This is a genomic window from Streptomyces sp. NBC_00986 (assembly GCF_045162565.1).
Classification (GTDB): domain Bacteria; phylum Actinomycetota; class Actinomycetes; order Streptomycetales; family Streptomycetaceae; genus Streptomyces.
This window is the reverse complement of the sequence record NZ_CP108733.1, coordinates 10,288,283-10,302,134: the sequence shown is the minus strand read 5'-3', so window position 1 is coordinate 10,302,134 and position 13,852 is coordinate 10,288,283. Positions and strand designations below refer to the sequence as shown.

Here is a 13,852-nt window from a genome sequence, read left to right as displayed (position 1 = left end):
GAATGGCTGCTCAGCGGCCCTGGAACGACGGCTCCGCCCGCGCGAGAAACGCCTCTACGGCGGCCCGGTGGTCCCGCGTCGCCCCCAGCCGCTCCTGCACCGCCGCCTCGCGCTCCAGCACGGTGGCGAGGCTCGCGCCGGGCGCGTCCCGCAGCAGCGCCTTGACCTCCGCGTAGGCGACGGTGGGCCCGGCGGCCAGACGCTTCGCAAGGGCCAGCCCCTCCGCCGTAGCGGCGCCGTCCGGTACGACCCGGTGCACCATGCCCCACCGCTCCGCCTCCTCCGCACCGAACCGGTCCCCCAGCAGCATCAGCGCGGCGGCCCGCGACGGACCCACCGCCTGCGCCAGCGCACCGCTCAGCCCACTGTCGGCGGCCAGCCCGATCCCGGTGAACGCCGTAGCAAACCGAGCGCCCTCGGCCGCGACCCGCACATCCGCGCAGAGCGCCAGCCCGAGCCCGGCCCCGACACACGCACCCTCGACGGCCACGACCACCGGCCGGGTCAGCGCGTGCAGCGCCTCCACAAGGGGGTTGTACTCGTCCCGCACGCAGGCGAAGGCGGCCTCGGGCCCGGCTTCCAGCGCCCGGGCGTGCTCCTTCAGGTCCTGTCCCACGCAGAAGTGCTTGCCCCGCGCGGTGAGCAGCACGGCACGGACCGCGTCCCCGTCGTCGTACACCTGTCGTACAGCGGCCAACAGCCCTCCCCGCAGGGCGACATCGAGCGCGGGCCTGCGCAACTCGATGATGGCGACACCGGCGTCCAGGCGATAGCCGACGCCGTCCGGGGACGCGCTCACTTCCACTCGTAGAACCCCTGTCCCGTCTTTCGGCCCAGCTCACCGCGTGCGACCTTGTCGCGCAACAGCTGTGGCGGGGCGAAGCGCTCGCCGAGGGTGGAGTGCAGGTACTCGGCGATGGCCAGGCGTACGTCGAGGCCGACCAGGTCGGTGAGGCGCAGCGGGCCCATGGGGTGCTTGTAGCCGAGGCTCATCGCGTCGTCGATGGCCTCCGGCTCGGCGACTCCCTCTTCGACCATGCGGATCGCCTCCAGGCCGAGCGCCAGTCCGAGGCGGCTGCTGGCGAAGCCGGGCGAGTCCTTGACGGTCACGTCCTTCTTGCCGAGAGCGTGCGTCCAGTCGAGGGCGGCGCTGACGGCGGCGGGCTCGGTGTGCGGTGCTACGACGATCTCGACCAGCGCGGAGGCGGGCACCGGGTTGAAGAAGTGCATGCCGAGGAAGCGGCCGGGGCGGGTGAGCGCGGCGGCGAGTTCGGTGACCGAGAGGGAGCTGGTGTTGGTGGCCAGCACGGTCGTCGCGCCCACCGCCCGCTCGGCCGCCGCGAGGACGCGAGCCTTGAGCCCGGCGTCCTCGGGGACGGCCTCTACAACCAGATCGGTGTCGGCGGGGAGTCCCTCGACCGAGTCGGCCATGGTGACGCGGGCGAGGACCTGCTCGGCGGGTTCGCTGAGCAGGCCGCGCTCGGCGGCCCGCTTGAGGCCGGTGGCGACCCGGTCGTACGCGGCGGCCGAGGCAGCCTCGCCGCTCTCCACGACGGTGACGGACGAACCGGCGACCGCGAAGGACTGCGCGATCCCGGCGCCCATCCGGCCGCCGCCGATCACACCGACAACGGCGGGCGCTGAGTGGGGTGTTGGGCTCATGCTCGGCTGCTCCTCTTCTCCAAGAAACGTGTCATACGGTCCCGCTTGTCCTGGCCCTCGAAGAGCACGGCCTGCGCGAGGTCGTCGGCGATCGGGTGGGCGCCGGGTGAGTCGACGACCAACTTGGTGAGCCGCAGGGCCGTGGCCGAGGACCGGGCCATGCGGTCGAGCAGCGCGTGCGCCTCGTCGAGCAGCTTCTCGGCCGGTACGACGTCGATGACCAGCCCGGCCGCCAGTGCCGCCGTCGCGTCGAGGTTCCGTCCGGCGAGCAGCACCTGCTTGGCGAGGGACTCGCCGATCAGCTCGGGCAGCCGCCAGCAGGCACCGGCCGCGGCGAGGATGCCGAGGCCGGGCTCCGGGTTGCCGAAGACGGCGTCCGGTCCGGCGATACGGAGGTCGCAGGCGTACGACAGTTCCGCACCGCCGCCCAGCGCCCAGCCGTCCACCGCGGCGAGGGTCGGCATCGGCAGCCGTCGTACGCGCTCGAAGAGGCGGCTGTTGATGCCCTGCAAGGCCTCGTCCCGCCCGCGTGCCAGCAGCTCGGCGATGTCGGCGCCGCCCGCGAAGACTCCGCCGTGTCCGGTGAGGAGGAGCAGCTTGGGGTTCTGCTCCAACTGGTCGCAGACGGCGTGCAGTTCGCGGATCATCAGGCCGCTGATCGCGTTGCGGGCCTCGGGGCGGTGCAGGGTGACGACGACCCGGTTCTCGCGCTCCTCGACGAGGAGAGTCTCGTAGGCGCCGGCGCTCATACTCGCTCCACGAGCATCGCGACGCCCTGCCCGACCCCGACGCACAGCGTGGCCAGACCCCTGCTGCCGTTCTCGCGCTCCAGGCGGCCGAGCAGGGTGAGGAGGATGCGGGCGCCGGAGCATCCGAGGGGGTGGCCCAGTGCGATGGCGCCCCCGTCGGCGTTGACCTTCTCCTCGTCGAGCTTGAGGCGACGCGTGACCGCGAGGGCCTGGGCGGCGAAGGCCTCGTTCAGTTCCACGGCGTCCAGGTCACCGGTCTCCCAACCGGCGCGGTCGAGGGCCTTCTCGGTGGCGGGGACCGGGCCGAGGCCCATGACGTGGGGCTGCACCCCGGCCGAGGCCGACGTGACGATCCGCGCCCGGGGAGTGAGCCCGTGACGTCGGACGGCCGCGCCGCTCGCGACCACCAGGGCGGCGGCGCCGTCGGACAGCGGCGAGGAGGAACCGGCGGTGACGATGCCGCCCTCGCGGAAGATGGTGCGCAGTGAGCCCAGCTTCTCCAGCGTGGTGCCGGGGCGTGGGCCCTCGTCTCGGGTCACCTCGCCGCCCTTGACCGCGACCGGCACGATCTCCCGGTCGAAGTGGCCCAACTCCTGGGCGGAGACGGCCCGTTGATGGCTGCGCAGCGCGAACGCGTCGGACTCGGCGCGGGTGATGCCGTCGAGCGCGGCGACCTCCTCGGCCGTCTCCCCCATCGACAGGGTCTGCTGGGCGGCGAAACGCGGGTTGGTGAAGCGCCAGCCGAGCGAGGTGTCGTGCACCTCCCCCGGCTTGGCCCACGGGGTGCCGGGCTTGGCCATCACCCAGGGGGCGCGGGTCATGGACTCCACACCGCCCGCGACGACCAGGTCCGCCTCGCCGGAGCGGATCGCCTGGGCGGCCGAGGCCACGGCGGTCAGGCCGGAGGCGCACAGCCGGTTGACGGTGTAGCCGGGCACGGTGTGCGGCAGCCCCGCCAGCAGGACGGCCATCCGCGCCACGTCCCGGTTGTCCTCACCGGCCTGGTTGGCGGCGCCGAGGATCACCTCGTCGACCTCGTGAGCGGGTATTCCGGCGCGCCGGACCGCCTCGCCGACGACCAGTGCCGCGAGGTCGTCGGGCCGCACGGAGGCGAGGGCGCCGCCGTAGCGGCCCTGCGGGGTGCGGGCACCGTCGATCAGATAGACCTCGTCGGAGGACAGCTCAGGCATCGGGGGTCTCCTCGGCGGGTGCGGGCCGGCGCGACTGGAGGGTCGCGAACCGGCCGGTGACGAACGCGGGGTCGGACAGGGTGGCGCTGGCGGCCGGGTTGGCGGCGCTGCCGTGGAAGTCGCTGAACGCGGCGGACTGGTTGACGAAGACACCGCCTGTGAGGTTCTCGGAGAGATGCACACCCGCGTCCAGGGCGGCCAACTCGGCCGCGTCCAGCACCAGTTCGCTGGTGGAGTGGACGGCGGCGGTCAGCGCACCGTGCGCCCGCACCGTCTCGCGCAGGATCCGCAGGCTGTGCTCGGTGGAGTCGGTGCCGATGACGAACGACACCGGCCCGAACCATTCCCGCGTGTACGTCTCCCGGTCGTCCTCGGCATCGAGGCGTGCGATCAGCGGCGTACGTACGACGGCCTTCGGGTGCTCGGGGTGGTCGACGGGCGCCGACGCGCGCACCGTACGACCGACCGTCGCGGCCTGCTCCAAGCGGTCCCGCACGCCGTCGTTGACGATCGCGCCGAGGGTGCCGGCGGCGCGGGCGGGGTCGCCGAGCAGCTTGTCCAGCGCCGCGGCGAGGTCGGCGGCGAACTCGTCGGCGCTGCGCGGGCCTTGGTCGGTGGTGATGCCGTCACGCGGGATCAGGAGATTCTGCGGGGTGGTGCACATCTGGCCGCTGTAGAGGGCCAGTGAGAAGGCGAGGTTGCCGAGCAGGCCGCGGTAGTCGTCGGTGGAGTCGAGGACGACGGTGTTGAGACCGGCCTTCTCGGTGTGGACGAGGGCCTGGCGGGCGTTGGTCTCCAACCAGTCGCCGAACTCCGTCGAGCCGGTGAAGTCGATGATCCGGACGTCCGGGTGCAGGGCGAGGACGGCGGCGCTCCGGCCCCCGGGTTCTTCGGCGGCGAGGATCACGAGGTTCGGGTCGAAGCCCGCCTCGGCCAGTACCTCGCGGGCGATCCGTACGGTGACCGCGAGGGGCAGGACGGCGCCCGGGTGCGGCTTGACCACGACCGGGTTGCCCGTGACCAGGCTGGCGAACAGGCCCGGGTAGCCGTTCCAGGTCGGGAAGGTGTTGCAGGCGATCAGCAGCGACACCCCGCGGCCGACCGGGGTGAACTTCTTGTCCAGGACCTGCGGGCCGCCCTTGCGCTGCGGCTTGCTCCAGCGGGCCGTGCCCGGGTGGCGCTTCTGCTCGGCCCAGGCGTACGCGACGGCCTCCAGGCCGCGGTCCTGGGCGTGCGGGCCGCCCGCCTGGAAGGCCATGACGAAGGCCTGCCCTGTGGTGTGCTGCACGGCGTGCGCGATCTCGAAGCTCGCCGCGTTCAGCCGGGCCAGGATCTCGGCGGCGACTCCGGCGCGGGTGTCGGGGCCCGCGTCGCGCCAGGGTCCGGTGGCCGCCAGCGTGGCGGACACCGCCTCGTCCGGCGCGACGCGGGGGTAGGAGATGCCCAGCTCGAAGCCGTACGGGGAGGTCTCGGCGGCCTGGACGCGCCCGTCGCCCGGATGCCCCGGCAGCTCGAAGGACCCGCCGAGCCGCTCCTCGAACGCGGCCTCGCCGATCTTGGCCGCGTCCTCGCCGTAGACCGACTTGCTGGGCGACTCCGGATACGGCGTCCAGTGGTCACGCGTGCCGGTCGCGGCGACCGCCTGTTCCAGCAGGGCGCGATGGCGCGAGAAGAAGTCGGGCAGCTCGGAGCTGGTCTGGGGCATGCGTTCCACCTCTTGACAGGCAGTGGTGTTGCTGGATTACTTGGCCGTGACGCACGCTAACCGAATGTTCGGTCGGTCCACAAGGTGGTGGAAAATGACGCAGGCCGCTGACACGGCCTCCGGTCCGACGGCGAGGATGTTCGCCGCGGACGAGGCGTCCCGGGCTCTCGGAATGGAGCTCGTCGAGCACGGCGAAGGGACCGCCGTGCTCCGCATGACCGTGACCCCGGCCATGGTCAACGGACACAAGATCGCCCACGGCGGTTATCTGTTCCTCCTCGCGGACTCCGCCTTCGCCTGCGCCTGCAACAGCCACGGCCCGGTGACCGTGGCCGCCGCGGCCGACATCGACTTCGTCGCCCCGGCGTACGAGGGCGACGTCCTGGTGGCGACGGCGACGGAGCGCACCCGGTTCGGCCGCAGCGGCATCTACGACGTGAGCGTGGTGCGCGGCGACCAGGTGATCGCGGAGTTCCGCGGCCGCAGCCGCATGATCAACAGCGCGAAGACGAAGGAGTCTCCATGAGCAGCGACCTGACAGCCCCGGCGGCTCCACCGGCTTCGCCGCCCGTGAGTCCGCGCCTCGGGGAACCGCTCCCCGACGGGTTGCTGGACGCCGCCGAGCGCCTGAGCCGCGAGGAGCTGCGCGAGCACCAACTCGGCCTGCTCCAGAGCACGTTGAGGCACGCCTACGACAACGTGGAGCTGTACCGCAGGAAGTTCGACGAGGCCGGAGTCAAACCCGACGACTGCCGCACCCTGGAAGACCTGGCCCGTTTCCCGTTCACCACCAAGGCCGACCTGCGCGACACGTACCCCTTCGGCATGTTCGCCGTCCCCATGGACCAGGTCCGCCGTGTCCACGCCTCCAGCGGCACCACCGGCCGCCCCACGGTCGTCGGCTACACGGAGAACGACCTCTCCATGTGGGCCGACGTGGTGGCGCGCTCGATCCGCGCGGCCGGTGGCCGTCCCGGCCACAAGATCCATGTGTCGTACGGCTATGGGTTGTTCACCGGTGGTCTGGGCGCCCACTACGGCGCCGAGCGCGCGGGCTGCACCGTGATCCCCGCCTCCGGTGGCATGACCGCCCGCCAGGTGCAGATCATCCAGGACTTCAAGCCCGAGATCATCATGGTCACCCCGTCCTACATGCTCACCCTTCTCGACGAGTTCGAGCGCCAGGGCGTCGACCCGCGCACCAGCTCCCTCAAGGTGGGCATCTTCGGCGCCGAGCCGTGGACGGAGGAGATGCGCCGCGAGATCGAGGAGCGCATGGACATCCACGCGGTCGACATCTACGGCCTGTCGGAGGTCATCGGCCCCGGTGTCGCGCAGGAGTGCGTGGAGACCAAGGACGGCCTGCACGTGTGGGAGGACCACTTCTACCCGGAGATCGTCGACCCGATCACCGACGAGGTGCTGCCCGACGGCGACAGCGGCGAGCTGACCTTCACCTCCCTCACGAAGGAGGCGCTGCCGATCATCCGTTACCGCACCCGCGACCTGACCCGGCTGCTGCCCGGCACGGCCCGCCCGGCCTTCCGGCGCATCGAGAAGATCACCGGCCGCTGCGACGACATGATCATCCTGCGCGGGGTGAACGTCTTCCCCAGTCAGATCGAGGAGATCCTGCTGCGCACCCCGGCCGTCGCCCCGCACTTCACGATCCAGCTCAGCCGCCGCGGCCGCATGGACCACATGACGGTCCGCGCCGAGGCCCGCCCCGGTGCCACTCCCGAGCAGCGGGATGCCGCCGCGGCCGCGATCGGTAAGGGCGTCAAGGACGGCGTGGGGGTGACCGTGGCGGTGGAGATCGTCGATCCGGAGACCCTGGAGCGCTCGGTGGGCAAGATCCGCCGGGTCAAGGATCTGCGGGACCAGTGACATCCGAGGCCGTTCCGCCCGGCCCGGTCGCCGGCCTTGTCACAATGGACCGGTGACCAGGACACCTGTGCAGAACCCGGCCGGCCGCCACGGCCGTCCCGCCTACGACCGCGACTCCCTGCTGGAGGTCGCCGTCGTGGTCTTCAACGAACGCGGCTACGACGGCACCGGCATGGAGGAACTGGCCAGACGCCTGGGCCTCAGCAAGTCGAGCATCTACCACCATGTGTCCGGCAAGGAGGAACTCCTCGAACTCGCGGTCAACCGTGCTCTGGACGCCCTCTTCGCCGTGCTCGACGAGGAGGAGGCCGGGGAGCAGCGGGGCAAGGCGTCCGGCACGACCGCGACGGCCCGGATGAAGCGGGTCATCCACCGCAGCGTCGAGGTGCTGGCCGCCGAACTGCCGTACGTCACCTTGCTGTTGCGTCTGCACGGCAACAGCGAGGTGGAGCAGCGGGCGCTGGCCCGGCGCCGTGAATTCGACCACCGGGTCGCGGAGTTGATGAGCCGGGCGGCGGCCGAGGGCGGCATACGGGCGGACATCGACCCACACCTCGCCAGCCGCCTGCTGTTCGGTACCGTCAACTCCCTCGTGGAGTGGTACCGCCCCGACCGCGACCTGACCGTGGAGACGCTGGCAGACGCCCTCACGACCATCCTCTTCGACGGCCTGCACGGACGTACCGCGAGCTGACGGGGCGAAGGCCCCAACTCCCCTCCCCCACAGGCCACATGAAGCACCCCGAGTACGATGATCAGGAGCTTGCCCCGCCCCTCTCGCCCACCCTTCTCACCTGCCGCGATGGAGTTGCCATGACGACCGACCCCAAGCCGTCACCGCAGATCGACACCGGCAAGGCACACCCCGCGCGGGTCTACGACTGGTTGCTGGGCGGCAAGGACAACTACCCGGTCGACGAGGCCGTGGGCGAGAAGCTGCCGCCCGAGGCGAAGGACGCGGCGCGGCAGAACCGTGAGTTCATGCACCGCGCGGCGACCTGGCTCGCCGGGGAGGGCATCGACCAGTTCCTGGACATCGGCACGGGCATCCCCACCGCGCCCAACCTGCACCAGATCGTCCAGCGGACCGTGCCGACGGCGAAGGTCGTCTACACCGACTACGACCCGATCGTCCTGCGTCACGCCGAAGCACTGCTGGTCAGTCACCCCGACGGGGTCACCGACTACATCCAGGCCGACGTGCGCGAGCCCGAGCTCATCGTCGAACACGCCCGCCACGTCCTGGACTTCAGCCGCCCGATCGCCCTGTCGCTGATCGCGCTGATGCACTTCATCCCGGACGAGCAGGACGCCCACGGCATCGTTCGCAACCTCGTCGCGACCCTGCCGTCCGGCAGCTACCTGGTCCTGTCCCACGCCGCGTCCGACCTGTACCCCGAACTCGCCGCCCAGGTCACCGCCGAGTACGCCAAGGGCGGCATCAAGCTCGGCTTCCGCACCCGCCCCGAGGTGGCCCGCTTCTTCGACGACCTCGAACTGGTGCCGCCCGGCCTGGTGACGGCGACGGAGTGGAACCCGCCGGCGTCGGAGGAGGCTCCGGAGGGCAGCGGGATCTACGCGGCGGTGGCGCGGGTCCGCTAGCGGCGGCTCGCGTCCTGGGCCTGCACGGGAGGCTGGTCCGGCCACGTGAACGCGTAGCTCGGATTGCCTCCCCGGCCGAGCCGTACGAAGCGCAGGAGTTCGCGGACGATGCCCGCGTTGCCCATCCCCCAGCCCGTGAACGGCTCCAAGTCACTTGGGGTGGCCCGGTGTTCGACGTTCGACCAGCGGGCGCCGTCGCCGTCGCGGGTGGCACGGGCTGCCAGGTCCGCGACGAGGACGCGTGCGAAGTCGTACGGGTCCTGCTGTTCCCGCTGGTCACGTTGTTCGGCGAATCGGTCGCAGGCCAGGGCCAGGACGCCCGCGGTGCCGCAGCAGCGCCCGTTGTTGTCCCAGAAGCGTGGGCGCAGCCGCTGGGGCAGGCCGGAGTGCGTGACCGTGTGCCAGCAGCGGTCGGCGAGGACGGACCAGGCGGGGTCGGCCGTGATGTCCCGCAGGAGCCGGAAGACCTGGGCGTCGCCCGCCGGGCCGTGGCACCAGCCGTAGCTGACGGGCTCGACCACGTCGGGGCGGAACTGCGGGGTGGAGTGCCGGACCAGGAAGCCTTCCGGGCCCGCCTCGTCGCGCGACACGACGTCCGCGGCACCGGCCAGCGCGAGGTCGACCAGGTCCGGGCGGCCGGCTGCCTCACCGACCCGGGCGAGTCCCAGGACGATGCCGAGTGTGCCGTGCGAGATGTGGTGCAGACGGGATTCGATGTCCGGGCGGTGGGGCCAGTGGACACCCGCCGGCGTCTGCTCCGCCGTCCGCAGGTACGGCTCCACGGCGAGGACGGCCAGTTCGGAGTCGCCGGTCAGGAGGGCGCCGAGGCCGATCCCCGCGTTGCCGCCCATCAGCTCGAACAGGGCGCCCCAGCGGGTTCCGTCGAAGCGTGACCGTACGAGGTGCAACGCGCGGTCGGCGGCGGCACCGGCGGCCGCGTCACCGAGTTCCTCGTGCAGGGTCCGCAGGACGAGGGCCACTCCGGTACGGCCGAAGTAGAGGGAGTCGTCGTCGATGCCGTCGACCGAGTCCGCGAGACCGAGGCCCGCTCGCAGGGCCGCGTCGGCATAGGAGTCGTCGCCGAAGTGCCGCCACGCCTCCAGGAGTACGGGGACGTTCCCGGCCGTACCGCTGTAGAGGGACGGGTTCGGCTCGTCGTCCGAGGGCTTCCTCGACCAGGCGAGGCCTCCTCCGGAGGTTTCTCGTGCCGCGCCGATCAGCCAGCGCAGCCCGTCCACCGCGAGTTCCTCGACCTCGTCGACCGCCACGACCGTGGCCTCTGGTGCCGTCATGCGCCCACTCTCGCATGATCTTCCGGACCCGCCCAGAGGGCGCCAACTCAGCCGTTCCATCAGCTGAGTTCGCTTCGCCGGCCTCGCGCCCCGCCCTCAACTCGCGGTATTGGTCTGCCAGACGACCGCAGCATCGGTCGCGATGACCATGTTGCCGTCCTCCAGCACCTTGAGCACGGCCCCGGTCGCACCTTGCGTGTTGCTGCTCCACAGTGCCTGGTGCTGAGCGTCGTAGACCACGAGGTTGCCGTCCGCCTGGAACGTGGCCGTGTTCCCCGCGCCCTGGGTCTGGCTCGCCCAGTGCGCCGTTCCGGACGCGTCGTAGAGCACGAGGTTGCCGTCCGTCTGCATGATCAGTTTCGAGCGCACGGTCTGGATGAACTTCCCGACCTCGAACGTGAAGGGGGCCTTCACCACCACGGCGTCGGCCAGTTTGTCCTCGCCTGTGCCAGAAGCAGAGGCAGAAGGAGACGCCGTCGCTCCGCTTGCGGACGGGGAGGCCGACACGTGGGCGGCGCGGCCGGCGCCGGCCGACGGCGTGACATGGGCGGACGCCGAGTCCTTGCTCTTGCTGTTGCCCTTGTCGTCAAGGGTGTTGAACAGGAGCAGCCCGGAACCGGCGACCACGACCAGCGCGGCCGCGCCGATGGCGGTCCAGAGCGTGCGACGCCCGCGTTCACCTCCGGTGCCTCCGCCGTCCGGGGGCGGAGTCGTACCGGTTCCCGCCGGATAGGGGCCATAGACATCGGCCACGTGAGGCTGCGTGGGGGTGTCGAGGCCCGAGTGCGGCGCGAGGAGGGTGGCGGCGTGGGTCTCCCGCGTGCCGCCGTCCATCGCCGTCGTCCGCGGGGCTACGGCCGTCATCGCTTCCGAGGCGGCGGCCGGCGCACCGCTGCCGTTGTCGGTGACAGTCGCGGCTCGTTGCCGATCCGTCAACGAGCCCACGGAGAGCGCCCGTTGGTAAGCGGGATGGTGGACCAAGTCGGCTTCGGCCCGGCAGAGTTCGACGATCTGATGCGGGGTGGGGCGCAGCGCGGGATCACTCTGCGCGCAGGCGGCGATCAGCTCGGCGACGCCGGGGTCCACACCCCGCAGGTCGATCTCGCCGTGCACCGAACGGTACGACACGGCCGCGAACGGCCCGTCCCCGTAAGGCGGTCGGCCGGTGACGGCGAACGCCAGCGTGGCCCCGAGGGCGAACACGTCCGCGCCCGGACCGGTCTCGCCGACCGTGATCGTCTCCGGCGCGATGAACCCGGGGCTGCCCATCGCTCCGCCGACCTGCGTCAGGTTGGACGTGCCGGTGGTCCTGGCGATGCCGAAGTCGATGAGTTGCGGGCCGGTCGCGGAGAGGATGACGTTGTGCGGCTTGAGGTCCCGATGCCACACACCACGTACGTGGATGGCGTCCAGCCCTTCGGCCAGGGCGGCCAGCATCACGCGGGCCAGGTCGGCGGGGAGCGGCCCGTTGGTCACGATCGCGGCGTGCAGCGTGGGCCCCGGCACATACTCGGTGGCCAGCCAGTACGGCGGCGTGTCCAGCTCCGCGTCGATGAGCGAGGCCGTGTACGCGCTGCGGACCGTACCCAGGGTCTCCACCTCGCGGCGGAACCGGCTGAGGGCGTGTTCGTCGTGGCGCAGGTGGTCGTTGATCACCTTCACGGCGGCGGGACGGCCGCCCGGCGAACGCGCGAGGTACACCCTCCCCATCCCGCCCTCGCCGAGTCTGCCGACCAGACGGTAACGGCCTATGTGCGATGGGTCGGAGCCATCGAGCGAAAGCACGGGACATGTCCTCCTTGGGTGGAACCGACAGTCACCGGATCCACCGTGAGGTCAACTCGGCTGGGCTCCAACCCCGTTGCCCAGCGGGGGTGCGGGGATGCGACACCAGTCCTCGGACGACACGCCCGGACCGGACCCCGACATAGTAGAGGGAACAGACCCCCGCGCCTCACCCGTCACCCTGTTCACTGGATGTCCTCGTGCAGATGCACGACGAGCCAGTGCCCCTCGGGCTGCGCACGCCGCAGGACCGCGGTGTTGCGGGCCAACTCCGAAGGGGCCGCACGGAAGTCGACCCGCAGCCAGTAGCGGGCCACGGCCAAGTCCCCGAAGACGTCGACGACTTGGCCGTACGCCGTGAGTCCGGTCTCGGCGGGACCGTCGTCCGACGTGGGACGGGCGTCCCGGACTCGGTTCAACTCCGCCCTGCCACAGATGAGTTCGGGGGTCGCCGAGTCCCAGATGGTGGCCTCGGGATCGAGGAAGGCGTCGATCCGGTCACGGTCGCCGGCCGTGTAGCCCTCGTACATCCCCGTGATCACCGTCCACACGTCGGCCAGATCGGCGGGCACGCCACCCGGGCGGGCACCGCGGTCGGCGGCGGGACGGGCGGAACGGGGCGGTGGAGCGGGCATGGCGGATCCTTCGGTGAGTGGCTGGCGGGAGGGGGTTCAAGGGAGGACGACCAGGTCACGGGGCGTGCGGTTGAGGCGCTCGCCGCTCTCCTCCGTACAGATCACGATGTCCTCGATCCGGGCTCCGTACCGGCCGGGCAGGTAGATCCCGGGTTCGACGGAGAAGGCCATGCCCGGGGCGAGCGGGAGCGGGTTGCCGGTCACGATGTAGGGCTCCTCGTGGCTCTCCAGGCCGATGCCGTGTCCGGTGCGATGGATGAAGTGCGGGCCGTGTCCGGCGTCGGTGATGATGTCCCGTCCCACGGCGTCGAGTTGACCGGCCGTGATGCCCGGTCGTACGGCGTCGGTCTGGGCGCGTTGGGCGCTCAGCAGCACGTCGTGGAGGTGGCGGAACTCGGCGGGCGGCTCGCCCACCGCGTACACCCGGGTGGAGTCGGAGCAGTAACCGTCCAGGGTCGTACCGCCGATGTCGACCACCACCGGGTCGCCGGGGCGGATCGTCCGGTCGGAGAGTTCGTGGTGCGGGCTGGCGCTGTTCGGGCCGGAGCCGACGATGACGAAGTCGACCCGGATGTGCCCCTCGGCGACGATCGCGTCCGCGATGTCCCGGCCGACCTCGCGTTCGATACGGCCCGCTCGCAGCCACTCCCCCATACGGGCATGGACCCGGTCGATGGCCGCACCGGCCCGGCGCAGGGCGGCCGCCTCCTCCGGGGTCTTGCGCATCCGCAGCCCGTTCAGCACGGTTCCGGCCAACTCCTGGCTCGCGCGCGGCAGTCGGGTGCGGAAGGCGATGGTCTTCTCCGCCCACATCCGGTTGTCGACACCGACGCGGGCGGTACGGGCGGGCAGCCGGGCCGCGACGAGGGCATAGGGGTCGTCGGTCTCGCCCCAGCCGGTGATCTCGATGCCCAGGTCACCGGCCGGGGATGCCTTGGCGGCGAGTTCCTCCAGGGCCGGTACGAGGAGGAAGGGGTCACCGTCGGCGGGCAGCACCAGGCAGGTCAGCCGTTCCAAGGGCTTGGCGTCGTAGCCGGTCAGGTAACGCAGGTCCGCGCCGGGCGAGATCAGCAGGGCGTCCAGACCGGCTCGGGCTGCGGCCTCCTGGGCGCGGTGGAGGCGGTCGGCCGGGTAGAGGTTCGCGGGCGGTTCGGCGGGGTGGTGGGGGTTGTCGCCGATGGGGGGCGGGGTGGTGGGCATCGAGTCTCCGTGAGGTTCGGTGTGTGCTGGAGTGTTGGGCGCCGCTGAGGCGGGGGCTCCGGACACGCGGATGGCGGGCGATGCGCGCTGGTCGCGTCCCGGCGGAGTGGCCGACTCCCTGCGGAGCGGCGCCTCTTGGCAGAGC

13 protein-coding genes are annotated in these 13,852 nt (G+C 71.6%); 4 read left to right on the top strand and 9 right to left on the bottom strand.

All coding sequences use genetic code 11. The annotated features are described in order from the left end of the window. Positions 1-10: 10 nt before the first annotated feature. Genes OG504_RS46345 through paaN form a run of 5 tightly spaced genes read right to left on the bottom strand, consistent with a single transcriptional unit; the run spans position 11 to position 5,306 of the window. Positions 11-799 carry an enoyl-CoA hydratase/isomerase family protein gene (locus OG504_RS46345; protein WP_405995176.1) on the bottom strand — a complete coding sequence of 263 codons (789 nt, stop codon included), beginning with the start codon at positions 797-799 and terminating at the stop codon, positions 11-13. Next, complete coding sequence (locus OG504_RS46340) at positions 796-1,662, bottom strand: 3-hydroxyacyl-CoA dehydrogenase family protein (protein WP_405995175.1); 867 nt, start codon at positions 1,660-1,662, stop codon at positions 796-798. Before OG504_RS46340 ends, OG504_RS46345 begins: the two co-directional genes overlap by 4 nt. Beyond that, positions 1,659-2,411, bottom strand: coding sequence for an enoyl-CoA hydratase/isomerase family protein (locus OG504_RS46335; RefSeq protein WP_405995174.1), 753 nt, complete (start codon positions 2,409-2,411; stop codon positions 1,659-1,661). Before OG504_RS46335 ends, OG504_RS46340 begins: the two co-directional genes overlap by 4 nt. Further along, positions 2,408-3,601, bottom strand: coding sequence for a thiolase family protein (locus tag OG504_RS46330; RefSeq protein ID WP_405995173.1), 1,194 nt, complete (start codon positions 3,599-3,601; stop codon positions 2,408-2,410). The genes OG504_RS46335 and OG504_RS46330 overlap by 4 nt, the downstream gene beginning before the upstream one ends. Further along, on the bottom strand, positions 3,594-5,306 hold the full coding sequence (gene paaN, locus OG504_RS46325) for a phenylacetic acid degradation protein PaaN (protein WP_405995172.1): 1,713 nt from the start codon (positions 5,304-5,306) through the stop codon (positions 3,594-3,596). The genes OG504_RS46330 and paaN overlap by 8 nt, the downstream gene beginning before the upstream one ends. Positions 5,307-5,400: 94 nt before the next feature. Here paaN and paaI point away from each other — a divergent pair, with 94 nt between their 5' ends. From paaI to OG504_RS46305, 4 genes are all read left to right on the top strand, one after another. Then, the gene (gene paaI, locus OG504_RS46320) at positions 5,401-5,832 is read left to right on the top strand and encodes a hydroxyphenylacetyl-CoA thioesterase PaaI (RefSeq protein WP_405995171.1); all 432 of its coding nucleotides are present in this window, start codon (positions 5,401-5,403) and stop codon (positions 5,830-5,832) included. Beyond that, on the top strand, positions 5,829-7,193 hold the full coding sequence (gene paaK, locus OG504_RS46315; RefSeq protein WP_405995170.1) for a phenylacetate--CoA ligase PaaK: 1,365 nt from the start codon (positions 5,829-5,831) through the stop codon (positions 7,191-7,193). Before paaI ends, paaK begins: the two co-directional genes overlap by 4 nt. A gap of 52 nt (positions 7,194-7,245) precedes the next feature. Further along, positions 7,246-7,887: a TetR/AcrR family transcriptional regulator gene (locus tag OG504_RS46310; protein ID WP_405995169.1), complete on the top strand. Its 642-nt coding sequence runs from the start codon at positions 7,246-7,248 to the stop codon at positions 7,885-7,887. Between the two features lie 119 nt (positions 7,888-8,006). Further along, positions 8,007-8,795, top strand: a complete 789-nt coding sequence (locus OG504_RS46305; protein ID WP_405995168.1) for an SAM-dependent methyltransferase — start codon at positions 8,007-8,009, stop codon at positions 8,793-8,795. Here OG504_RS46305 and OG504_RS46300 read toward each other — a convergent pair. The 4 genes from OG504_RS46300 to OG504_RS46285 form a co-directional block, all read right to left on the bottom strand. Further along, positions 8,792-10,087 (bottom strand): lanthionine synthetase LanC family protein, encoded by a 1,296-nt coding sequence (locus OG504_RS46300; RefSeq protein WP_405995167.1) that lies wholly within the window; start codon positions 10,085-10,087, stop codon positions 8,792-8,794. The genes OG504_RS46305 and OG504_RS46300 overlap by 4 nt on opposite strands. 96 nt (positions 10,088-10,183) lie before the next feature. Further along, positions 10,184-11,872 carry a protein kinase domain-containing protein gene (locus OG504_RS46295; RefSeq protein WP_405995166.1) on the bottom strand — a complete coding sequence of 563 codons (1,689 nt, stop codon included), beginning with the start codon at positions 11,870-11,872 and terminating at the stop codon, positions 10,184-10,186. A 185-nt stretch (positions 11,873-12,057) separates the two neighbouring features. After that, a complete protein-coding gene (locus tag OG504_RS46290; protein ID WP_405995165.1) occupies positions 12,058-12,507 on the bottom strand; it encodes a nuclear transport factor 2 family protein in 450 nt (149 codons plus the stop codon). Positions 12,508-12,543: 36 nt separating this feature from the next. Continuing rightward, positions 12,544-13,707: a M24 family metallopeptidase gene (locus OG504_RS46285; RefSeq protein ID WP_405995164.1), complete on the bottom strand. Its 1,164-nt coding sequence runs from the start codon at positions 13,705-13,707 to the stop codon at positions 12,544-12,546. Positions 13,708-13,852 lie beyond the last annotated feature (145 nt).

Excerpts from the sequence above, each read along its gene's own strand:
- OG504_RS46340 (WP_405995175.1), bottom strand. The coding sequence starts at position 1,662 with ATGAGCCCAACACCCCACTCAGCGCCCGCCGTTGTCGGTGTGATCGGC.
- OG504_RS46335 (WP_405995174.1), bottom strand. The coding sequence starts at position 2,411 with ATGAGCGCCGGCGCCTACGAGACTCTCCTCGTCGAGGAGCGCGAGAAC.
- OG504_RS46330 (WP_405995173.1), bottom strand. The coding sequence starts at position 3,601 with ATGCCTGAGCTGTCCTCCGACGAGGTCTATCTGATCGACGGTGCCCGC.
- paaN (WP_405995172.1), bottom strand. The coding sequence starts at position 5,306 with ATGCCCCAGACCAGCTCCGAGCTGCCCGACTTCTTCTCGCGCCATCGC.
- paaI (WP_405995171.1), top strand. The coding sequence starts at position 5,401 with ATGACGCAGGCCGCTGACACGGCCTCCGGTCCGACGGCGAGGATGTTC.
- paaK (WP_405995170.1), top strand. The coding sequence starts at position 5,829 with ATGAGCAGCGACCTGACAGCCCCGGCGGCTCCACCGGCTTCGCCGCCC.
- OG504_RS46305 (WP_405995168.1), top strand. The coding sequence starts at position 8,007 with ATGACGACCGACCCCAAGCCGTCACCGCAGATCGACACCGGCAAGGCA.
- OG504_RS46300 (WP_405995167.1), bottom strand. The coding sequence starts at position 10,087 with ATGACGGCACCAGAGGCCACGGTCGTGGCGGTCGACGAGGTCGAGGAA.
- OG504_RS46290 (WP_405995165.1), bottom strand. The coding sequence starts at position 12,507 with ATGCCCGCTCCACCGCCCCGTTCCGCCCGTCCCGCCGCCGACCGCGGT.
- OG504_RS46285 (WP_405995164.1), bottom strand. The coding sequence starts at position 13,707 with ATGCCCACCACCCCGCCCCCCATCGGCGACAACCCCCACCACCCCGCC.